The organism is Bacteroides sp. DH3716P, assembly GCF_025914115.1.
Classification (GTDB): domain Bacteria; phylum Bacteroidota; class Bacteroidia; order Bacteroidales; family Bacteroidaceae; genus Bacteroides; species Bacteroides ovatus.
In genome coordinates this window covers 6,235,746-6,256,479 of record NZ_CP083673.1, presented here as the reverse complement: position 1 = coordinate 6,256,479, position 20,734 = coordinate 6,235,746, and the positions used below count along the sequence as shown (strand labels likewise).

Annotated in this window: 20 protein-coding genes; 17 read left to right on the top strand and 3 right to left on the bottom strand. The window is 38.6% G+C overall.

The features are described from left to right. Positions 1 to 273 precede the first annotated feature (273 nt). On the bottom strand, positions 274 to 774 hold the full coding sequence (locus KQP79_RS24035; RefSeq protein ID WP_008997593.1) for a hypothetical protein: 501 nt from the start codon (positions 772 to 774) through the stop codon (positions 274 to 276). Positions 775 to 1,063: 289 nt separating this feature from the next. Here KQP79_RS24035 and KQP79_RS24030 point away from each other — a divergent pair, with 289 nt between their 5' ends. Genes KQP79_RS24030 through KQP79_RS24020 form a run of 3 tightly spaced genes read left to right on the top strand, consistent with a single transcriptional unit; the run spans position 1,064 to position 4,868 of the window. Continuing rightward, the gene (locus KQP79_RS24030; protein WP_032844510.1) at positions 1,064 to 1,963 is read left to right on the top strand and encodes a helix-turn-helix transcriptional regulator; all 900 of its coding nucleotides are present in this window, start codon (positions 1,064 to 1,066) and stop codon (positions 1,961 to 1,963) included. A gap of 59 nt (positions 1,964 to 2,022) precedes the next feature. Next, positions 2,023 to 4,302, top strand: coding sequence for an MBL fold metallo-hydrolase (locus KQP79_RS24025; protein ID WP_229093009.1), 2,280 nt, complete (start codon positions 2,023 to 2,025; stop codon positions 4,300 to 4,302). Beyond that, positions 4,299 to 4,868 carry a metallophosphatase domain-containing protein gene (locus tag KQP79_RS24020; protein ID WP_061447877.1) on the top strand — a complete coding sequence of 190 codons (570 nt, stop codon included), beginning with the start codon at positions 4,299 to 4,301 and terminating at the stop codon, positions 4,866 to 4,868. The genes KQP79_RS24025 and KQP79_RS24020 overlap by 4 nt, the downstream gene beginning before the upstream one ends. Before the next feature lie 255 nt (positions 4,869 to 5,123). Here KQP79_RS24020 and KQP79_RS24015 read toward each other — a convergent pair whose 3' ends face one another. Next, positions 5,124 to 5,519 (bottom strand): helix-turn-helix domain-containing protein, encoded by a 396-nt coding sequence (locus KQP79_RS24015; protein WP_004298505.1) that lies wholly within the window; start codon positions 5,517 to 5,519, stop codon positions 5,124 to 5,126. A gap of 393 nt (positions 5,520 to 5,912) precedes the next feature. Here KQP79_RS24015 and KQP79_RS24010 point away from each other — a divergent pair, with 393 nt between their 5' ends. The 9 genes from KQP79_RS24010 (at position 5,913) to KQP79_RS23970 (ending at position 15,370) form a co-directional block, all read left to right on the top strand. Further along, a complete protein-coding gene (locus KQP79_RS24010; RefSeq protein ID WP_061447878.1) occupies positions 5,913 to 6,782 on the top strand; it encodes a penicillin-binding protein activator LpoB in 870 nt (289 codons plus the stop codon). After that, complete coding sequence (locus tag KQP79_RS24005; protein WP_009040350.1) at positions 6,779 to 8,044, top strand: DUF6175 family protein; 1,266 nt, start codon at positions 6,779 to 6,781, stop codon at positions 8,042 to 8,044. Before KQP79_RS24010 ends, KQP79_RS24005 begins: the two co-directional genes overlap by 4 nt. Before the next feature lie 11 nt (positions 8,045 to 8,055). Next, the gene (locus tag KQP79_RS24000; protein WP_061447879.1) at positions 8,056 to 9,933 is read left to right on the top strand and encodes an LPP20 family lipoprotein; all 1,878 of its coding nucleotides are present in this window, start codon (positions 8,056 to 8,058) and stop codon (positions 9,931 to 9,933) included. A 30-nt stretch (positions 9,934 to 9,963) separates the two neighbouring features. After that, the gene (locus tag KQP79_RS23995; protein WP_134993418.1) at positions 9,964 to 10,545 is read left to right on the top strand and encodes an LPP20 family lipoprotein; all 582 of its coding nucleotides are present in this window, start codon (positions 9,964 to 9,966) and stop codon (positions 10,543 to 10,545) included. Between the two features lie 68 nt (positions 10,546 to 10,613). Beyond that, on the top strand, positions 10,614 to 11,621 hold the full coding sequence (locus KQP79_RS23990) for a hypothetical protein (RefSeq protein ID WP_061447880.1): 1,008 nt from the start codon (positions 10,614 to 10,616) through the stop codon (positions 11,619 to 11,621). Continuing rightward, complete coding sequence (locus KQP79_RS23985) at positions 11,618 to 13,192, top strand: hypothetical protein (protein ID WP_117809005.1); 1,575 nt, start codon at positions 11,618 to 11,620, stop codon at positions 13,190 to 13,192. The genes KQP79_RS23990 and KQP79_RS23985 overlap by 4 nt, the downstream gene beginning before the upstream one ends. A gap of 12 nt (positions 13,193 to 13,204) precedes the next feature. Further along, the gene (locus tag KQP79_RS23980) at positions 13,205 to 14,491 is read left to right on the top strand and encodes a hypothetical protein (RefSeq protein WP_061447882.1); all 1,287 of its coding nucleotides are present in this window, start codon (positions 13,205 to 13,207) and stop codon (positions 14,489 to 14,491) included. A gap of 215 nt (positions 14,492 to 14,706) precedes the next feature. Continuing rightward, positions 14,707 to 15,000 (top strand): nucleotidyltransferase family protein, encoded by a 294-nt coding sequence (locus tag KQP79_RS23975; RefSeq protein ID WP_004298496.1) that lies wholly within the window; start codon positions 14,707 to 14,709, stop codon positions 14,998 to 15,000. Further along, a complete protein-coding gene (locus tag KQP79_RS23970) occupies positions 14,984 to 15,370 on the top strand; it encodes a DUF86 domain-containing protein (protein ID WP_004317062.1) in 387 nt (128 codons plus the stop codon). Before KQP79_RS23975 ends, KQP79_RS23970 begins: the two co-directional genes overlap by 17 nt. 16 nt (positions 15,371 to 15,386) lie before the next feature. On the opposite strand, the gene KQP79_RS26065 is transcribed toward KQP79_RS23970, so the two are convergent. Beyond that, positions 15,387 to 15,470, bottom strand: a complete 84-nt coding sequence (locus KQP79_RS26065; RefSeq protein WP_262904027.1) for a hypothetical protein — start codon at positions 15,468 to 15,470, stop codon at positions 15,387 to 15,389. A gap of 28 nt (positions 15,471 to 15,498) precedes the next feature. Between KQP79_RS26065 and KQP79_RS23965 the strand changes: the two genes are divergently transcribed. From KQP79_RS23965 to KQP79_RS23945, 5 genes are all read left to right on the top strand, one after another. Further along, the gene (locus KQP79_RS23965; protein WP_229093011.1) at positions 15,499 to 15,789 is read left to right on the top strand and encodes a Gfo/Idh/MocA family oxidoreductase; all 291 of its coding nucleotides are present in this window, start codon (positions 15,499 to 15,501) and stop codon (positions 15,787 to 15,789) included. Positions 15,790 to 15,857: 68 nt separating this feature from the next. Then, positions 15,858 to 17,135 carry a DUF3575 domain-containing protein gene (locus KQP79_RS23960; RefSeq protein ID WP_061447883.1) on the top strand — a complete coding sequence of 426 codons (1,278 nt, stop codon included), beginning with the start codon at positions 15,858 to 15,860 and terminating at the stop codon, positions 17,133 to 17,135. Positions 17,136 to 17,144: 9 nt separating this feature from the next. After that, positions 17,145 to 18,146, top strand: a complete 1,002-nt coding sequence (locus KQP79_RS23955; RefSeq protein WP_229037548.1) for a DUF5119 domain-containing protein — start codon at positions 17,145 to 17,147, stop codon at positions 18,144 to 18,146. Positions 18,147 to 18,198: 52 nt separating this feature from the next. Beyond that, complete coding sequence (locus KQP79_RS23950; RefSeq protein WP_009040359.1) at positions 18,199 to 19,173, top strand: fimbrillin family protein; 975 nt, start codon at positions 18,199 to 18,201, stop codon at positions 19,171 to 19,173. A gap of 221 nt (positions 19,174 to 19,394) precedes the next feature. Then, positions 19,395 to 20,234: a helix-turn-helix domain-containing protein gene (locus KQP79_RS23945; RefSeq protein WP_009040360.1), complete on the top strand. Its 840-nt coding sequence runs from the start codon at positions 19,395 to 19,397 to the stop codon at positions 20,232 to 20,234. Positions 20,235 to 20,734: the final 500 nt, after the last annotated feature.

Here is a 20,734-nt window from a genome sequence, read left to right as displayed (position 1 = left end):
CTTCAAAAGATCGCAGCTTAAAGAAAGTGAACAGATTTGTATAGTGATGAACAAAAAAAGAGGTGCATCGTGCATTACGACACACCTCCGATTTCTAATTTTAGGGATTTGTTAGACAGCCCCTTTCTTTTGCATATAAATTCTGTAAAGACGATCATGGAAATTCTTATTTGTTGTAACTGAATGGATATTTATCGGTAGTAGAATGGAATGTTTAATATGGAATGAGCGTATTTTGTAAAAAATGCGATGATCAGAGCAAAAAAAACGGACTTATTTTGTTCTTTCTATAATTAAGTACAATTGCTTGAATTTCACGATTGGACGGCCAAGGTAGCTGGAGGTGCTGTAACCGTTCGCTTTTGCCCAATCTACGACTTTGTTACGCTGCTTTTCCGGATAGTAGATTGTAAGTAGTTTTTTCTCTATTTGCTCTCGCCATGATTCTGGTAAACTTATGTTGTTAAGGTGGCTAATTGAGGCAATGCCAAGAGCGAGAGCAACGACACTATGGGTGAAGTCTCCACTTTCGGGTGTGGGCTCTATCTGTAAATTTTGTTTCACTCCATCCACGAGGCTCTTGATAGCAAGAATATCTTGGGTGAGGTTGAGTTCTGAGATGAAATCAACCTCTACTTTTGCTAATTGATGAAATAGATCCCCTTTCTCTGCGCCAAGTAGTTTTAAACCCCAATCAATTTGGAAACACAGAGATTCTACAGCTCTCTTTATACTGAGAGCATCTTTTTTCTTTGGATTTTTTTTGTATGCCATGACGAATAGAATGTTAAAATGAGTGTGCAAAAATAATGGTGAAGTATGCAGAAACGTTGCACACATAAAAAAAATTGCTATAAATTAATATATTTAGGTGGTATGCAGTTTTTTTGCATACAAAAAAGTTAACTTTGTACTAAATAAGATTATGAATTCTACCCTATAAAACATGCTATCAAGATATCTAAAGTAGGAAAAACAATTAGATGAGATATACAAAAAGGGTTTAAGCAATTGAATAATAAAAAATAGTAATAATATTTTGAAAATCACGGAAGTTTAGAAAATGATAAGTAAAACCTTCAACCGCTATATCTGGTTGCTCAACACGCTGCTTCAGCATCGCAGATTAACTTTTGAGGAGATAAGCTGTCGATGGAAAGATAGTTGTCTCGGTGATGGTAGACCGCTTGCATTACGTACATTCCACATGCATAGAGAAGCTATTGCAGAACTTTTTGGTGTAGAGGTCGAATGTGATACATCCAGCTATGAGTATTATATTTCTTCTTCTAGTCAACTGAAAAATGACAAGACTCGTCAGTGGTTGCTTAACTCCTTCACTGTGTCTAACATGATAGAAGCAGGGCGCAACATGAAAGATCGAATTTTGTTTGAGGAAATTCCTGAAGGAACTGAATATCTCCAAACAGTCATAGATGCAATGCAACGAAAAAAGGAATTGAAGATTGATTATAAACCTTTCAATGGTCATCAGTCAATATTTCACTTGCAGCCATACGCTATGAAGGTTTACCATCAGCGTTGGTATGTAGTCGGCTATCTCAAAGAGCAGGAGGGAATAAGGAATATTGCCCTTGATCGTATTTTGGAAATGGAATTGACAGATGACTCATTTATACTCCCCAATGATTTTGATGCAGAAGAATATTATGCTCATACAGTTGGCATATTTGTCAATGACAAATTGAAGCCACAGAAAGTAGTTGTTCGGGTATTCGGTGTTCATGTAGAGTATATGCGTTCTCTGCCACTGCATTTCTCTCAACAAGAGATAAAAACAGAACACAAAGAGTACAGCGACTTTGAATACCAACTTTGCTTAACTCCAGAGCTAACAAGTCAGCTACTTGCTATGGGTGAAAAGATCGAAGTTATGGAACCAATAGGGCTGCGTGAAGAAATTAGAAAACGACTTTTTGCTGCCATAAATAGATATAAATAGGAAAATAATGGCGTGCAGAGTCTTAGCAGAGATCAATAATACATAGTTATAAACTCTAAATGAAGAAATTGGAAATGGTTAATAATTACACAATAAAAACAACCTATTACGATAGGAAAATGGATGAAAAGTTGCTAACCCAAATAAACGAGCGGTTTCCTTGGATCATCAGTTATGTTAAATCACATAATTGTTTAGATTTCCAGACTGGAAATGATCCTAAAACTAATCGTTCTTGGTTTTCTATATATAGAGGTACTGGACGTATACTAACCTTTCGTAGTCATTCGGGTAAAGTTAATGAAATATGTGATGTAGCCGAGGCTTACAAAGAATTAATGCAACCAGATTTTTTTAGAAATCCAACACCGGATCAGTTTGATACATATTTAGCGAAAATCGCTTCCACGGAAAAGTTCAAAAGATACTATAATACAGATGTTTACAATGAAGGATATTATCAGACATTAATAGGACGTCGTTATACGTTTGGAATTAAAGATACTGATGATTTTATTCTTTTTGACAAGGAACTAGTTATCGGTTTTAAAACAAAAGGCATAAAAGATGAATGGAATAAGGAAATTGTAGACCAACAAACATTGAAAATTAAACAATTAAGAAAAACGTACAATGGAGAACTTCCTGAGAATATAAAACCTGAGTATGGTGAATTTGACTTCCTTGGTCTAAATACTAATGGAGATATATTGATAATGGAACTTAAACAAAATGATCCTACTAAGACTGCATTGTCGCCCATTCAAACTTCATATTACTATCTACAGTTTCAAAAATTAGCTAGAGAAGATGATAAGTTGTACCAACGAATAAAAGCAATGATCGAGCAAAAAATAGATTATGGACTTATCGGTTCCAGTTACAAAAATAAAATACCATTAAAGCTTTCCGGAAGAATAATACCGTGTGTAATTGTGGGAGAAGACAGTAATTTGTCTAAAACAATCTGCGAAAGATATAGATTTATTCGTGATTTATTTTTGCCAGAAATGAAAGCATACACATGCACACCTAAGGAGGGTACTCTCGTTACATCAAAAAACTTAGAAAACAGAATGAATCTTATTATTCATCGTGGGGCTGACCAGATAGGTGGTTGTATTACAGAAATATCGACTGAGAATTGTAAAATTCTTATAGACTTCGGTAGCAATCTTCCTGGTTGCAAAAAAGAAGAACTGACAGAAGAACAAGTAAAATCAATCATAGGAAATGCTGATGCCGTATTCTATACACATTATCATAGTGATCATGTTGGTTTGCACCATCTGATACCAACAAATGTCCTTCAATATATAGGAGTAGGAGCAAAAGAAGTTATGCTCTGCAAATATGACGCTTTGAGGGGGCACGGAGATTACTCCAAACAGATTGAAGCGATAGAGCGTATGGAAACCTATTGTGCGGCAAAACGTATTGATGTCAGTAAGAAAGGGAAGATTTTCGTTACTCCGTATTTTGTTAGTCATTCTGCTTTTGATGCATATATGTTCTTAATAGAATGTGAGGGAAAGAAGATATTGCACACAGGAGATTTTCGCAGACATGGCTATATTGGCAAAGGTCTTTTTCCTACTTTGAAGAAGAATGTGGGAGAAGTTGACATACTTATAACAGAAGGAACAATGTTAGGAAGAAGTCAAGAATGTGTGATTTCAGAGAGCGAAATACAGAAGAATATTATAAAGGCATTGCGTGAACACAAGTATGTCTTTGCCTTGTGTTCGTCAACTGACCTTGACCGGCTTGCAACATTCCATGCGGCGTGTAAAAAGACTGGACGTATATTCTTAGTTGATGAGTATCAAAATAGGGTCCTTAATGTATTCACGAAATATGCAGGATGCAAATCTGATTTATTCCAGTTTAATGCTTTCAAGCTAATCAATTATAGAACTGTCAATGTTAGAAACAAGCTACAGAAGGAAGGGTTCTTAATGCCAATTCGAATGAGCAGTGGCTATTTGCTTAAGGGAATGCTCGATATATATAATGATGAAAAACCGTGGTTGATATATTCTATGTGGGGTGGCTATGCAAAAGAGGGTAAAGACTACACAAATAGCGATGTTATAAATATCCGTAATCTGTTTGGCAATAGAATATTAGATGGAACAATGGATGGTGTTCACACAAGTGGACACGCTGATGTTGAAACATTAAAAGAAGTCTGTCAAACTGTTCATCCTCGTATTGGAGTCATACCTATACATAAAGATGAGAACTCACGATATGATAGCATTAGTGGAATTTCTTCATACTTTATATTCGACGAAGGTGATGTTGACATACATGACATTCATATTTCTGTAAAATGAAAATACTTCAAATTTCTGATACACATAATCAGCATCGGCAATTGACCGATCTTCCAGCTGCTGATGTCATTGTACACTGTGGCGATTTTACGGACAATGGTACAGAGGAAGAAGTGCTTAACTTTCTCAACTGGTTCGTCGAATTACCCTATCCTCACAAAATCTTCATAACTGGTAATCATGACCTTTGCCTTTGGGAGGCTGAAGGCATTGAAGATTTGCCTAACAATGTATACTTCCTTCAAGATTGTGAATGTGAGATTGATGGTATTAAGTTCTTTGGTTTGGCATATAACCATCCTGAGACTTTGATACCAAATGATGTTGACGTGCTCATTACTCATGAACCTCCTATCATGATACTTGATGAATCAGCAGGAATTTACTGGGGAAATGCATTACTTCGAAACAAGGTTTACGAGGTAAAGCCACATTATCATTTGTTCGGTCACGCTCATGAAGGATATGGTACATTCAAGGATGAGCACATCATTTTCTCAAATGGGGCAATACTTGATGACCACTACAACTCTTGCCATAAACCTAAACTGATTATCTATAAATAGGCCAAATTATAGTTCTCCTGATGGTTATAAACAACAAAAAGTGTATATGCTAAGGTTAACTGGAAAGATGAAGTCGGATTATATTTTGATCGTATTGGCATTGACATATATTCTATTTGTATTTTATTGATAGTTAACTATATCTATTCCTGTTCTGGTATCATTCCTAAAATGATATGCCTTTCCTCTCCTGATTCTGGAAGACGGAAGGATAGGCGATACATCGTCTTAGGGATTTCTCTAGGCGTATAATCACTATAAGAGCACTTTATTTTCTAAAAGCTCTATACGTTTATATAACATGTCAAGGAGCCGACTGTTTGCTTTTATTAGCTCACGAAGATCATCTGCCGCTTCGATATGCACGCTACTACAGTCTTTAGCGACTCCAATATTAGTTCCGATAGTACCGGAATTATTGACATACACATTCCCGTCTATTTTATTAAATAGTTCTAATGCAGACATATTCAGTACTTCTGCTATTTTATTTAGCCTGGTTAACGTGAGGTCAGTTTCACCATATTCAATCTTACAATAGGCACTTGTTGATAAGTTCAACTTTTCTCCCATTTGTTCTTGAGTAAGATTCTTTTCCATACGAAGCATTTGCAGCCGATGTCCTACTATCTTCTTTAAATCTGTTTCCATGTATCTTGTTATTGGGAAGCAATTTATTATTGGACAAATGTAACAATTTTAGTGGATATAACAAATGCTATTTTATACTTATTCGAGAGAACTGTGGAAAATGCGATGGTGCAAATAGCTTGGAGACGGGAAAACGACCTCGTTTTATTGAACATACCACTCTTTTCCCTTTTCTCATTGATATTTGGAGATAACTATTCGTTTAACGGATGGTTGTAGTAAATATTGTGTATACAATACACCTTAATGTGTGCTTAACTTTGCAGTCAGAGAAAACACAATCATTCATAACAGTAAATCATTATTGAAAAAAGAACATTCTATATTGTATTAAAAGAGCGAAATATTGCACTAAAAAACAAACATAGCATTAATAATAAATAATAAACAGACATGAAGAAGATTTTACTATTGTTCTCTATTTGCCTAATTCCAATGTTAGGCTATGCACAAACCGATGAAAACGGTAAAGAAAGAGTCTATATTGATTATTTCTCGCGTCCCGGTACTATCAGTAATATTTTGGCGGAAGCATTGCGTAATAAAGTAATAGAAGGTATCCAGAAGATGGGTCGTGTAGAACTTATTGATGTTGATTCTAATGAAGCATTGAAGACTGAAGCGAAAAGACGCCAAGAGGCTTCTGCTATGGGAGATGCCGTTTGCAGAAGCGAGGTCATGACAACGTTAGGCGCCCAATATCTTATTCAGGGAAATATTACCAGTATGCAGGGAGTTAAAAAAACAGATAGTAAAGGGAAGACCTATTATCAGGGGAGTGTTTCTTACACGTTGAAAATAGTAGACCCTTCTAACGGTACACTCAAAGGAACCCAGACATTCACTCACGAGGGGCTGACCGGGAATATTGGCGATACTCCTGATGAAGCTATCATTAAGACTTTGGATTATGTAGTAATAAGCATGGACGATTTTGTTGACGAGTATTTCAAAATGAAAGGAACGATTGTACAGATTGAGAGTACCAAAAAAGATAAAGCACAAACTGTATATATCGATCTTGGAACCAAGAGAGGGGTACAAAAAGGCCAGAAATTTATCGTTTACATAGAGATGGATATTGCCGGAGAACTGTCATTGAAAGAAGTCGGACGCTTGAATGTGAAAGAAGTATTGAGCGGAACACGTTCTTTATGTACCGTGAGCAAAGGCGGTGAGGAGATAATGAAAGCATCGAAAGAAGAAAAGAAATTGATTATTCTTTCTCGAAAAAATACCTTTTTAGGCGGACTTGGACTATGATGAAGTTACGAATACTGCTTTTGAACCTGCTAGTTGTATACACTATTCATTTCATGGCACAGGAGTCATACTCCAATGACGTAACTTGTGTGAAGGCAGATGATAACATAGCCGTTATCACCGCTTCCGGAACAGCCGAAAAAAAGAAGGATGTATATAATATGGCATTGAAGTCGATCTTTAATGCTATATTCCTCAACGGCATTGACGGAGTGGAAAACGGACAGCCGCTCGTCGGGAAAGAAGATTCTTACTATATGAATCAGTTTTTCAGTTCACGTTATATGCTTTTTGTGAAGAACTATGAAACGGTAGGAGACCCGGTACGGCAATCTTCCAATCTATACAAAGGTACAGTAACGGCTCAAATCTTATTAGGTGCGCTTAAAAAAGACTTGATACGGAATAAATTGATGACGAGACCCCAGGAAGAAATGTCGATGGAGGAAACTCGGCAACAAATGGCTTTGCCGACAATCATGGTAGTCCCCTATAAAAGCAATGACCGAAGCTCATACGCCGATATTCTGAAGAATGATTTTGATCTTCGTATAGCCGTAAGTACGGTAAAGGAGGGATTTGTTAAGCTTGGCGTGAAGACGGTGGCTGCTGAGGGAAAACAGTCAGGAACTTTGCGCGCTTCCGAATGGGAAAGTAAGAATGCTGATTCCAATGATAAGCAGTTGTTGATGAATTCGGGAGCGGACGTCTATGTGATGGTTGATTTACAAAAAGACATATCTGCAGCTTCGGGAAGTAGAGTCTCATTGATTATGACTGCTCGTGAAACGGCTACCGGAGTAGATTTGGCTAGCCGGAAAAGCTGGACGAACCGCTTTAGGACGACGGACGTGGATAAGTTATGCGCATACGCGGCACAAGATGTTCTGGATGGTTTTCTGAAAGATATCTCGAAAGAGTTTGCCCGGAAAGTTCAACAGGGGAATACGGTTGTTCTTCGGGTTAGTCTCGCAGATAATGCTATCAATACGATGAATAGCCGGATAAACGGTACTACTACTCTTTCGGCGCATATACGCAATTGGGTACGAAAAAATGCCCAGGGAGGACGTTACCATATTCAAGGTGCTGTGGACGATAGTCTGATATTTGATTCGATACAGATTCCTGCAAAGGACAGCGACGGCTTGCCGATGGATTGCATCACATTTGCGGATAATCTGGTTAATTATCTGAATGATTCCGGAATAGATAGTGAACATAGAGTGGATGGAAGTACTATCTATTTGACTATTCAATAAATCAAGGACGTATGAAACATTGGCTTTTATTTATTCTTGTGATTTCATGGTTTTGCTTTCCGCTTTCCGGTCAACAAACGAACCGTCCTGACTGGGTGAAACAGCATCCTGTTAGTGGTTTAAGTTACATCGGAATAGGAATGGCTGAAATATCGGAAGGAGATTATCAGCAAAAGGCAAAGCAAAACGCTTTGTCTGATCTTGTATCTGAAATTCAAGTGGTGATTGCCGCCAATTCTTTGTTGAATACGTTGGAGGACGATGGTAATGTGAAACAAACCTTCGCAGAGAGTATTCGTACAGAAGCCCGGGCGGAAATAGAGAACTTTCGTCTGGTGGATTCCTGGCGAAGTGACAATGAGTATTGGGTTTATTATGAACTGAATAAGGATGATTATGCGGCCTTGGTGGAAGCACGTCGTCAGAAGGCAATCCGTAACGGCTTCGATTTTTGGTATAAGGGACACATTACTTTACAACAGGGAGATTTAATGACTGCCGTTGAATTATTCTCGAATGGAATGGAGGCTATACGCCCGGTGCTTAATCAGGAGTTGTTCTGCTCTTACGAAGGAAAGACAATTAATTTGGCGACTGAACTATATGCGGCTTTGGCTGGAGTATTTGATGGAATAACGATTGTTCTGAATCCGGCAACCGTTTCAGTCACGCCGTTTCAAGGTATAAGGGAGCCTATTGCTATAGGTGTTTACCGTAATGGAAATCCGTTAAGGAATATCCGGTTGAAAGCCGAGTTTGTTTCCGGGTCGGGAGATTTGTCTTCCATGTCTCCCACCGACGAATCGGGAGTTGCCGCTCTTTATGTGCGCAATATTACTTCTAAACAGGCACAGCAGGAAATTGGAATTTCATTAATTGATGATGTGTTCAGCTTGTTCCGGAAGGGAAGTTATGCAGCTTTATTCAAACAAATGCTTTCTTCTCTTCCCGGAGCAACGTTGACTATCAACACGGTGCAGACACAGACTTCTGCTTATGTTAGAAGTGCGCAGAGCGATATAGAGGCGGTGGAACGAACTGTGAAGAGTTTGCTGAACAATCATTTCTTTAACGTAGTTGCATCTCCTTCTGAAGCCGACATTATCGTTACATTGGATAATAAGTGTCGTAAAGGCAATACCGTTCCGGGTGAACTGTATAACTTCATCGAATTCTTTTCTACGTTGGGGATTAAAATAGAAAATAACCGGACGGGGCAAATCCTATTGAATTATTCTATTAATGATGAACGGACATTAGTACCTGAAAATAAGTCCGCTTCTCAAGGCAAGAATATGGCGGCGCGTGAATTGATAAAACGGCTGAACCGGGAGTTTGCACGTGAATTGAAGAAAATAACATTCGACAGAACCGGAAAGATTCCGGAAAGACAGAAGATGTTGCCGGATGTTCCTGTTCCGGTAGTCGGTCCTTCCGTACCGGAAAAAGAAGCTGATCCGGTTATATCTGTCCCTGTTGTGGTGCCGGAAGTTATTCCTGCTCCTTTGGTTCCGGTTAAGTCCGCCAAACCAGAGAATCAAAAGGCAATTCGGGTTGAATGGTTGGATGGTGTCTTTTTTGAATTTGACAAACTTGCAACTTTGGGAGACAAATCGAGGATACATCTTAAGATTGTGAATACAAATGCTGACGATTGCGAAGTGGACTTATATAGTGGAAATCTGACGGTTATAAACGAAAAAGGTGAAGAATCTCCGATTGTCAGTCTCAAACTGGGGTCTAAGTTCAATGACCGCAGAGTCACTGCGCTCATTGTGCCTGATCTGCCTACGGAGATGGTTATTGAGGTAAGTAAGTTGCAATCTGTGGCACTGCTGCAATTGAAGGATTTCAAAAATAATATAGTGAAGTTGAGAGGCTTGAAATGAATCATATATTAACATTAAAAAAGACTTGAAATGAAAAGAATTAATTTATTGGGAACAGCATTGCTAATCATTGCTGTTATGACAAGTTGCGGTAGTTCAAAACCTGTAACACAAACAGTGCAGCAACCGGCAGTGCAACAGGACGTAGAAATTAATGTTCCTTGTTCGGGACCGGAATTTCAAACGAACAAAGAGTATTTTAGAGCTAGTTCGATGGGACTTTCTACGGATATGTCTATTGCAAAGAAAAAAGCGATGACGGAGGCCCGGGCTGAAATTGCTACTGCTATCAATGCAAAAGTGAAATCGGTAACCGATAGTTATGTTTCCTCTTATCAGCAAGATGAAAATGATGAAAGCAAAAGTCGTTATCAATCATTGACCCGTACGGTAGTGGAACAGGAATTGAGCGGTACGCGTGTAATTTGTGAAAAAACCATGAAGACTCCTGATGGTAAATACAAGGTATATGTCTCTCTTGAACTGGCAGGAGAGGAAATCATGAATGCTATGGCAAATCGTATTAAGAATGATGACAAATTGCGCATTGACTTTGAATATGAAAAGTTCAAAAAGGTATTTGAAGAAGAAATGAGTAAAAACGCCCAATAAGCAGCTTGTTTAAAACATTGCGGATAGTAATGATCTCTTTAATAACTACCCAACTATTTGAAGATTGAATGATGAAGCTTAATTTGTCGGATATAAGATATAATTGGGTAGTTATTTTTATTATCCAGTTGCTTTTGTCTCCCGGTATTGATGTGTTTTCACAGGCAATGCCTGTTGATACAGTTTATAACCAATCTTATGACTGGAGACCGGGACAGCGGGAGACTTTGCCGGAATGGGTGTTTGCTTCTCAACGGAAAGGCCGGGTAGTTGGTATATCTGATCCTTGTATGAAATCCGAAGCTGCAAGGATGCTTGCTTTGCAAAGAGCGGCTTATCTGTATTCATTGCAGCAAGGGGTACAATTGAGACTTCTCTCGGACGTTTTTTCCACCATGGAGACTGCCAGTAATACATACGAAGACCAAAGAAACAAAATGCTTGTACTGGGAGTGATCGAACATCCCGTTCAACATGTTTCCTACCGGATTGAGCATGAATATACTTCTATATTTGGAGAGAAATTTCTGGAGGTATCTTTTACTCCATCGAATGATAGTTGCGATTTTTCTTATCATTCCATTAGTGAGTTGATGCTTTTGTTTACGAAAGAAAGGGTTGAGGAAGAAGAGGTGAAATTCAATTTATTGTTGGAATCGGATAGTTGTAGGGAGCAATCAGACCAGTCATGGTTTCAGCTTAAGGGAACACAGTCATCTCCTCAAATAATTTCATATATGAACGGAGTTGAAATTTGTTCTTCACAGGAAGGCTGTTGGTATGAAGATGCCGGTTTTGGAGGTCAGGACGGATTGGAGAAGATGGATATGAGGAATGCCTTTTGGAATGCCTATATGTCTTCTTTGGTGAAGGCACTGTTGTTATATCCGTTTTCTGATGTAAATGTCAAGCAGGTGGACGATCGTTTCAATGGCAGCACTGATTCCGGTTGTGGTTTGTATCGGGAGAAGGTTGTCGCTGTCTTGTCCATTTCCCCCTTTATCAAAGATATACGGAATAATAAGCTGTATGTGGATTGGCAGATAACAGAACAACAAAATATAATAAGGAAATGAGGAAAAATAGGATACGAATACTATCTATGGTAGTTTTTTCATTGTGTTTGCCGTTTAGTCTTTTTGCGCAAATAGATAAAGACATGAAGGAGTTTGACGATTTTGTGAAGCAGCAGCAAAAAGAGTTTGATGATTTTGTGAGCGAACAGAATAAGGAATTTGCCGAATTTCTGAAAGAAACCTGGAAAGAGTATGACTTGCAGAAGCCGGTGGCACGTCCTCAAAGGCCGGAGCCTGTAAAACCGGTCAGCTTTGACCATAAGAAGCCGGCAACAAAACCGCAAGAGGTTAAAGTAGGGGAGGTGACACGACTCCCCATTCCGACAGTGACTCCAAGTGCGACATTTTCTCCTTCAAAGGGGAAAACACAGGTTCCGGTTGTACCGGGAGGTAAAGATGTGGCTGTAGAACCGGAAAAGGATTTTGCGGTGCTCCCTGAAATAAAACCGGAAGTGAAGCCTGAAGAAACCGTTCCGGCCAAACGCTCACTTTCCGGTGTAGAGTTTTCGTTCTACAGTAAAGATTGTGTTGTCAATGCTTCATTGAAGAACCGGCTCACTTTAAAAGGGATTGCAGAGAAAGATATTTCTGCCGGATGGGAGACGTTATCGCGTAGCAACTATCAGCCTTTGATAGACGACTGTCTGGCTTTTAAAAAGGATAATGCCCTGAATGACTATGGTTATCTGCTGTTGACGAGGAAAGTTGCTACTGAACTATGTGGAAGTACTCATTCCGATGAAATAGCTCTTATGCAAATGTTTCTCCTTTCTCAATCGGGATATAGGGTTAAGGTGGCGCGTATGGATAACCGCCTTACTTTATTCTATGCTTCGGGTAACATGATTTATGCTACCTGTTTTATAACTTTGAATGGAGTAAACTATTACAGGTTTGATACTACCCCGGATAAAACTAATTCTATTTACACTTACAACCGTGATTTCGCCAATGCGAAGAACCCGGTAAATATGAATATCACTGCTCCTCAACCCTTTTCAGGAACTTACGTGGAGAAAACGTTGCAAGCGAAAGCTTATCCATCCGTCAAAGTCTGCTCGAAAGTAAATTCGGGACTTATTTCCTTCTATAAGGATTATCCGCAATGTGACTTTTCTGTCTATGTGGGAGCTCCTGTCAGTCAGGAAGTACAACAGACGGTGCTTCCATCATTGCAAGCTGCCGTACAAGGGAAAAAACAATCGGAAGCCGCTAATATACTGATTAATTTCGTGCAGACAGCTTTTGATTATAAGACAGATGGTGACCAGTTTGGTTATGAAAAGCCTTTCTTTGTGGATGAGCTGTTCTACTATCCTTATTCCGATTGCGAAGACCGTGCTGTGTTATACTCTTATTTGGTACGTACTCTTATGGGGCTTGATGTTGTATTGTTGGAATATCCCAATCACATGGCAACAGCGGTCTGTTTTGATGAAAACATTGACGGAGATTATATAACTGTAAGCGGAAAGAAGTACATAATTTGTGATCCGACTTATATTGGAGCTTCTATCGGGCTTGCTATGCCGCAATTTAAGAACGTGGCAGCCAAAGTGTTGAAATATTAATTTTATTATATTATGAAGAATATTAAAAAGTATTTGTGTGCCATTGTAATGATGGTTATTTCGATGACTGCATTTGCGCAGGAAGATGTTTTTAGCGGTGACTGGCTAGGAGCAAATAAAGAAGGCGATTTAAAGGTTGCGTTCACATTGAATTGTGATGGTAATTGGCAATTGAATCCTTATAATGAGAATGCCAGATGCAATGGATTTATGGAAGTGAATATGCTGGAACCCGGTGGAAGGGAATCTTTGATGGCAACTTATGAGTTTTACGTCGAGAGTATGAACGGGAATGAACTGACTCTTTCTTTTGTAGGCGGACGTCCGGAGGTTGATGCCGGGATTTCCGGTCAATGCAAAGTCGTTTATAAGGATGATAAGTTGTCGTTTTCCGGACTTGATAAAGGCGGAAAAGATGCTGCCTTTAATGGATTGACACTTGTAAAAAGCGGTAGTGGAGCTGATGCAATAGCTGATGCTGCGGCGGATGACGGAGTTCCTTTGGGAGTAAAGATATTGGCTGTTCTCCAACTGATTTTGTATATTGCCGTTGTTTTATTTATTGTGGGGCATATGTTTTTTGTATGGTATAAGGGCGCACGTTATAAAGAGGTTTTTACGGTAGAAGGAATGTTGAATAAACGCCTTGCAGCCGGAATGCCGGAGAAAATGACGGATGAAGAGATAACGGAGGCGTGGAAACTGATGGATGAGGCATTCGCTACTTGGACGGTGATTGAAAAAACAGATGATGATGAATTCAGAAAGCCGACAAAGATGAAGCAAATTAAGAAATCTGTTCTTTTGATTGATCAGGTTATCGGTATGTGTCCTACTGACGCTGATGTCATAGAACGCTTAAACTCATTGACTGATGTGATTAATAGTGGTGAAGAACGTCATTTTGATGGTTCCAGGAAATTAATCTGGTTAGGTGTCATTGTGGGTATCTTGATGTATTGGATGATGGGAGTCGGTATGATGTTTTCTACTTTAATAGCTACCGGTTTGTATGTGGTAGCGAGCAGGACGCCTCAATTCTTAATTGATAAGCGGGCACTTCGTGGCGGTGGAAATATTCATAATGGTATTTTTGCCGGAGTGTTCGGGTTATTGGCAGGAGCGCAGACAGTGCGGACAATATACAAGTTTAATGATGGTCATAAAGAATATTCTGATGATCATTCACAACATTGGATTGCTTTGGCAATCGGATTTGTCGTTTTGTTTGTATTGGCAATGATGATGGCGTTCTGGGCACTTCTGAACTATTTACGTAATTATGTTCTGTACTTTTGATGGATAAAACTAACATGATTGTTAATAATGGATTCGGCAGCATAATTAGGCTATTTATGTTTTGAAGTAGAATTTAGAGTAGTAGGTGTACAGGGGATCGATGAAAATTCGATGACCTGTGCATCTTTTTTTAATTAGTGATACTACAAAATATGATTAAGAATTTGCTAATTCCAATATAAATTTTAATATTTGCATTATAACAATAGTGTCAATTGAAAACAAAAGATGAAATAATCGCTATTCTCCGGAATTTTAAGGAAGAATTTGGGGAGAGATATGGAATTGAAAAGTTGGGACTTTTTGGTTCTGTGGCTCGTGGTGAGCAGAAAGAGGATAGTGATATTGATATTTGTGTAAAGCTTCAAGATCCGGATTATTTTACTCGAATGGAAATAAAAGAGTCATTAGAAGAGCGTTTTAATGCAAAAGTGGATGTCGTGTCTTTAACCGCAATTATGCGTAGTTTATTTCGCAATCATATAGAGAAAGATGCAATCTATATCTAATGCTGACATATTGGATATGCTTCTTTTTGTAGAAGAACGTATTAATACAACTATAGAAAGATGTGGTAGTGTCATTTCTGTAAATGATTTCTTAGCTTCTCCTGATAAGATGGATATTTTTGATGCAACTTGTATGCGTTTGCAAACCATAGGTGAAACTGTTAAGAATATTGATAATCTGACTAATCATGAATTATTGATAAATTATGCCGGTACTCCATGGAGGAGCATTATTGGACTGCGCAATATTATTTCTCATGAATATTTATCTATTGACCCCGAAGAAATTTTTAAAATAGTAAAAGTGCATCTGCCTGGATTGCTTCTTGCAATTCAGCAGATCAGGAATGATATTGCTGCTAGTATATGAGACCTTTGTAGCTTTTCTATTTTTTATTATGCAAACGGTAGTCTTTAGGTACCACTCCCATCCGCTTTGTAAACTCCTTATAGAAATGTGATCTATTCATAAACCCACTTTGATACATGATTTCTTTAATGAAATTTTTGGGTGGGGATAAAATATCTCGTAGAAAATTCCTGGCGACTCCCGATCATAGTTATTTCCCGATTTGTATAGAGGCGATGAAGCTTGGCATCCATGTGTATGTGGAAAAGCCGTTTGTCAGAACTTCCTATGAATGTGAACTGCTGATGCAGGCGGAACAGAAGTACGGTGTTATCACGCAGATGAGTTACCAAGGACATTTTTTCTGTTTATTATTGACCTTAAACTCTCAAAACTTGCAAAATCGTTTCAATCGTTTCACAGAATCTTTCATGTCTTGATTTTTGTTCTAAAAGTATGATTCGGTTTGTTTTCTAACTTCTATATTTGTCATCAGAAACGAACGACAATGAACCATGGTATCTATATATTGACTATTCTTATGGCTTTATTAAGCCTTCCAGAAAGTGGGTATGCTTCGATTCCATTTTTCGCTGTTGCGAATGATACAATCCGGCGGGCAGTGATATATTTTGATGCGAATGAAGCGAAAGTGGATCTTAGTTATAAAGATAATAATCAGGCAATTACAATTTTAGATTCTTTGCTTCTCGGGAATTTGAATACGAAATATATAACAGCGCTGAATGTGAAAACTTTTGTTTCTCCTGATGGTGATGAATCTTATAATAGAAGTTTGGCTGCTCGGAGAAATGATTCGATAAAGGAATTCTTACAACGGTATAATTCGGATGTTAGTGTTGATAAGATTCATTTTTTTTCAGAGGGAGAGGATTGGTCGGAGTTTCGTAAGTTGGTGGCATCCGACTCCAACTTGCCAGATCGGGAAGAAGTGCTGATATTGATTGATTATCATAAGAATGATGTCAATAAACGGAAACAACTGTTGCGAAAATTGAATCGGGGAATTGCTTACCGATACATTGTTCGCAATATCTTTCCGGAGCTGCGAAGATCGGTTATTACGATTGTCGGAGAAACTTCGAAATTAGGTAAAGAGGCTTTTGAACCGGTATCTTCTGTCTCCGGGTTGTTTGTTTCAAAGCAGGAAGAGGCGCTTCCGAAAGATCAACCTGATAAGCCTGTGGGAGAAAGTGAAGAAAAACAGGCCTGTGAGGTCGATATATCGGAGGCAGAAGGGCCGGTGAAAAGCCAAACTGTACTTGCAGTGAAGAATAATCTGTTATATGATTTGGCATTGGCGCCAAATATAGAAGTGGAAATTCCGATAGGCAAGAGGTGGTCTTTGAATACTGAATATAAATGTCCGTGGTGGCTGAATAGCAAACATGATTTCTGCTATCAGCTCCTTTCGGGAGGGATGGAAGGACGTTGTTGGCTGGGAAACCGTCAGAAACGCGACCGATTGACCGGACATTTTATCGGACTTTATGCTGAAGGCGGGATATATGACTTCCAGCTGCGTGGAGACGGCTATCAAGGTAAGTATTACGGAGCTGCGGGAGTGACTTATGGATATGCACGGCAATTGGCACGGCATTTTTCCCTTGAATTCAGTCTTGGCATAGGGTATTTGACAACAGAATATAAAAAATATACTCCTTATGAGGGAGATATTATATGGACAAATAGTGGGCGTTATAACTTTATTGGTCCTACCAAGGCGAAAGTTTCTTTGGTATGGTTGATAACAACAAAGAGATAGGAGGGCGTAATGCGAAATACAAGATACGGGTTTCTTGTGCTTTTGTCCTCGCTGCTGATGCTAACTGGATGTAGCCGTCGCGATATATTGGATGATTATCCCGTAAGTGGGGTAGATATAAAGCTGGATTGGGATGGAGTGACAGATCAACTGCCGGAGGGAGTTCGGGTGATTTTTTATCCGAAGAACGGAGATGGCAGGAAAGTAGATAAATACCTTTCGGTACGAGGTGGAGAAATGAAAGTTCCTCCGGGGAGGTATTCGGTAGTAGCCTACAACTATAACACGGAATCTATACGAATCAGGGGCGAAGAGTCTTATGAAACGATAGAAGCCTATACGGGAAACTGTAATGGTTTAGGGATTGAAGGAACGGAAAAGATGGTTTGGTCACCGGATTCATTGTATGTGTTGAATATAGATGAGCTGAAAATAGAGAAGAGTGAAGAAGTGCTTCGCTTAGACTGGAAGTTGGAATCTGTGGTGAAGAAATATTCTTTTGCAGTAGAGGCTAAAGGTTTGGAGTATGTTGCAACAGTGGTAGGAAGCATTGATGGATTATCCGATTGTTACTGTATAGGCAAAGGTCGTGGAGTATGTAGCTCACAACCTATCTACTTTGAGGTAAGGAAGGGAGACAATAAGGTAACGGCATCTTTCACCGCTTTCAAACAAGTAAAGGAAATGACAATGCCGACGCGAATGTCAACATCAGAGAGAGAAACTTCTAGTGAGAAAGATGCTATAATATTAATATTGAAATTTATCAAAACAGATAATACAGTTCAGGAAGCAACAATTGATGTTACTGAAATAATAGGTACACTTGAAAATGCTGGAACAGGGGAAGATGGAAAACCAACCCCACCACCGGAGATTGAGTTACCGCCTGATGATAAGATTGAGGTTGATAAGCCGGAAACACCACCGAATCCTGATGGAGGTGGAGGAATGGGCGGCAATGTTGATGAATGGGGGCCCGAAGATAATGTTGAGTTACCCGTGAATTAAATAAATGCTATAAACAAAATATAACAATATTATAAACTTAAAAAATACAGTTATGAAGAAAATTTTATTGGCAGTAACAGCTGCTTTGGCAATTACAGGTTGCTCACAGAATGAAGAGTTTGACTCCCCTTCACAGAAAGCCGAAATTAATTTTAGTACAGCTGCTGTTACAAGAGCAACTGCTATGATTACTGATAATTTTAAGCAGTTTAAAGTGTATGGCTATGCGCATACAGGTGAATTTACTACTGAGACTGAAAGTAAAACTCTTGTTGAAGGAATTTTTAATAAGTCAGAAGACAAAAAATGGTCAGAGAAAGATAGCAATAAGTTTTACTGGCCATCCGAAGGTAATGTAACTTTCTTTGGATATAGCCCTGTAGCAGAAACAGGGACTACTTATACTGCTCCAGAAAGTTCTAAAGGATATCCTACAATCGTTTATACAGTTAATGATGATATTGCTAGTCAATCAGATTTTTTGGTTGCTGATAAGACTGGTAATGGAACTACTAATGTGGATGGTATTTCTTTAGGATTTAAACATGCTCTGACCCAGATTGCATTTAAGTTGAAAGGGAGTGATTCAAATGTTAATTACACTGTTACAAAATTAGTTCTGAAAGGGATTAACAATGTTGGAACATATAAATGGGGAACGAATACATGGGAGTCTACAACTGGAACGAAAGATTATACGATTGATATGGTAAGTTCTGCTGCAACATTTGTCGGTGATGGTGCAGATGCTGTCGAATTGACAGGTAATGATAAAGTGCTGATGTTGATTCCTCAAGCTCCAAATAGTGCAAAAATAGAGGTTACATATACTGCTACTGATAAGACAACGAATATTGTGTATAATAATGCTCCTAAAGAAGTAAATGTACCGACTGACCAGTGGGAAGTGAGTCAAAGAATTGTTTTCACTATTGCTTTAACCCCTGGTAAGATCATGAATATTTCAGGTGAGGTTGTAAACAATGGTTGGGCTGATAAGGAGCCTCAACCGGATGATCTTAAGTAAATATAGATACTGTTCTTTCATATAGAGTTAAATAATTATATTAATAAAAAGCAGCATGAAGTATTCACTTTGTGCTGCTTTTGTATATAATATGGGCTGTCTTATAATTGGTTCGTGATAGTAAAAGGTTTATTTTCACTTTTCTTCCTTTTTTTATGGCAATATGAAAGATTTCATATATTTTTGCTGGCAGCATAAACAAAAACAAACACAGTCAGCGTATGCCATCTATTTGTCAAGGAACTTGGGATTGTCAAATATGTCCGAAAGCAGTGAGCAATGCCATTACTCATGTAATTTATCAGCGTGGTTTTCATAAACCGGCTCAAAAGTGTGAAGAAAATCTTATCCTTTTTTTGATGAAGGGAGAAATACTGGTCAATAGTAAGGAATATGCGGGGACAATGCTTAAGGAAGGTGAATTTATCCTTCAGGCTATTGGTTCTATGTTTGAGATGCTTGCTATGACTGAATGTGAGTGTATTTATTATCGTTTTATCCAGCCCGAACTGTTTTGTGATTTCCGTTTCAATCATATCATGAAGGAAGTATCTCCTCCACTTATTTATACTCCATTAAAAATAATTCCAGAACTGCAATATTTCCTTAATGGGTCTATCACTTATCTGAAAGGGGATAAAGTCTGTCGGGATTTGCTATCTCTGAAACGAAAAGAATTGGCGTTTGTATTGGGATACTATTATTCCGATTATGATCTTTCGAGCTTGGTGCATCCACTCTCTAAATATGTAAATAGTTTCCAATACTTCGTTATTCAAAACTATAAGAAAGTAAAGACAGTGGAAGAACTGGCACAATTGGGTGGATATACCCTTAGTACATTCCGTCGTATCTTCAATAACGTCTTTCATGAACCTGTTTATGAATGGATGCTGGCGAGACGTAAAGAGGGCATTCTGGACGACTTGAACAACTCCGAATATAGCATTTCGGAGATATGCTATAAATATGGTTTTGAATCTTTACCCCATTTTTCTAATTTCTGCAAGAAATCTTTTGGTGCCTCTCCACGTAATTTACGTAGGCAAGACATTTCATAAATGCAACTATGTAAGATAATTGCGGTTCACCGGTTTCATCCAATTCTCTAAATGCCGATGAATAAGGTAACAGCGGGTGAAAGCAAGGGAGAAATTCAGGCGAAACTGAACCTTCCCGGTTTCACCTGTTGAGTTTATTCATACCGACTGTTGGACATATAGCTCCAAGGTGTTGGATATATAGCTCTAAGGTGTTGGATATATAGCTCCAAGATGCTAGATATATAGATGCAACAACTCAAGTATTAACACATGAGAACTAAGGTGTTAAGACTTGGCGGCCAAAGTATTACATCCGCACAGTTCACTCATTAATACCTGAAAGCGGATTTGCTATAAGCATATCCGGATTAGCTATAATGATAATTGTTTTAGCTCAAGGGATATTTTAATAAGACAGGTGAAAGCGGTAAGTAAGCGTCTCCGCGATTCTATATAGTGTATTAAAATAAAAAGGCTAATGATCCCTTTTTAGTCATTAGCCTTTTCCCATCTGTCAG

Coding starts and splice junctions, on each gene's coding strand:
- KQP79_RS24035 (WP_008997593.1), bottom strand. CDS start 774: ATGGCATACAAAAAAAATCCAAAGAAAAAAGATGCTCTCAGTATAAAG.
- KQP79_RS24030 (WP_032844510.1), top strand. CDS start 1,064: ATGATAAGTAAAACCTTCAACCGCTATATCTGGTTGCTCAACACGCTG.
- KQP79_RS24025 (WP_229093009.1), top strand. CDS start 2,023: ATGAAGAAATTGGAAATGGTTAATAATTACACAATAAAAACAACCTAT.
- KQP79_RS24020 (WP_061447877.1), top strand. CDS start 4,299: ATGAAAATACTTCAAATTTCTGATACACATAATCAGCATCGGCAATTG.
- KQP79_RS24015 (WP_004298505.1), bottom strand. CDS start 5,519: ATGGAAACAGATTTAAAGAAGATAGTAGGACATCGGCTGCAAATGCTT.
- KQP79_RS24010 (WP_061447878.1), top strand. CDS start 5,913: ATGAAGAAGATTTTACTATTGTTCTCTATTTGCCTAATTCCAATGTTA.
- KQP79_RS24005 (WP_009040350.1), top strand. CDS start 6,779: ATGATGAAGTTACGAATACTGCTTTTGAACCTGCTAGTTGTATACACT.
- KQP79_RS24000 (WP_061447879.1), top strand. CDS start 8,056: ATGAAACATTGGCTTTTATTTATTCTTGTGATTTCATGGTTTTGCTTT.
- KQP79_RS23995 (WP_134993418.1), top strand. CDS start 9,964: ATGAAAAGAATTAATTTATTGGGAACAGCATTGCTAATCATTGCTGTT.
- KQP79_RS23990 (WP_061447880.1), top strand. CDS start 10,614: ATGATGAAGCTTAATTTGTCGGATATAAGATATAATTGGGTAGTTATT.
- KQP79_RS23985 (WP_117809005.1), top strand. CDS start 11,618: ATGAGGAAAAATAGGATACGAATACTATCTATGGTAGTTTTTTCATTG.
- KQP79_RS23980 (WP_061447882.1), top strand. CDS start 13,205: ATGAAGAATATTAAAAAGTATTTGTGTGCCATTGTAATGATGGTTATT.
- KQP79_RS23970 (WP_004317062.1), top strand. CDS start 14,984: ATGCAATCTATATCTAATGCTGACATATTGGATATGCTTCTTTTTGTA.
- KQP79_RS26065 (WP_262904027.1), bottom strand. CDS start 15,470: ATGAATAGATCACATTTCTATAAGGAGTTTACAAAGCGGATGGGAGTG.
- KQP79_RS23965 (WP_229093011.1), top strand. CDS start 15,499: ATGAAATTTTTGGGTGGGGATAAAATATCTCGTAGAAAATTCCTGGCG.
- KQP79_RS23960 (WP_061447883.1), top strand. CDS start 15,858: ATGAACCATGGTATCTATATATTGACTATTCTTATGGCTTTATTAAGC.
- KQP79_RS23955 (WP_229037548.1), top strand. CDS start 17,145: ATGCGAAATACAAGATACGGGTTTCTTGTGCTTTTGTCCTCGCTGCTG.
- KQP79_RS23950 (WP_009040359.1), top strand. CDS start 18,199: ATGAAGAAAATTTTATTGGCAGTAACAGCTGCTTTGGCAATTACAGGT.
- KQP79_RS23945 (WP_009040360.1), top strand. CDS start 19,395: ATGCCATCTATTTGTCAAGGAACTTGGGATTGTCAAATATGTCCGAAA.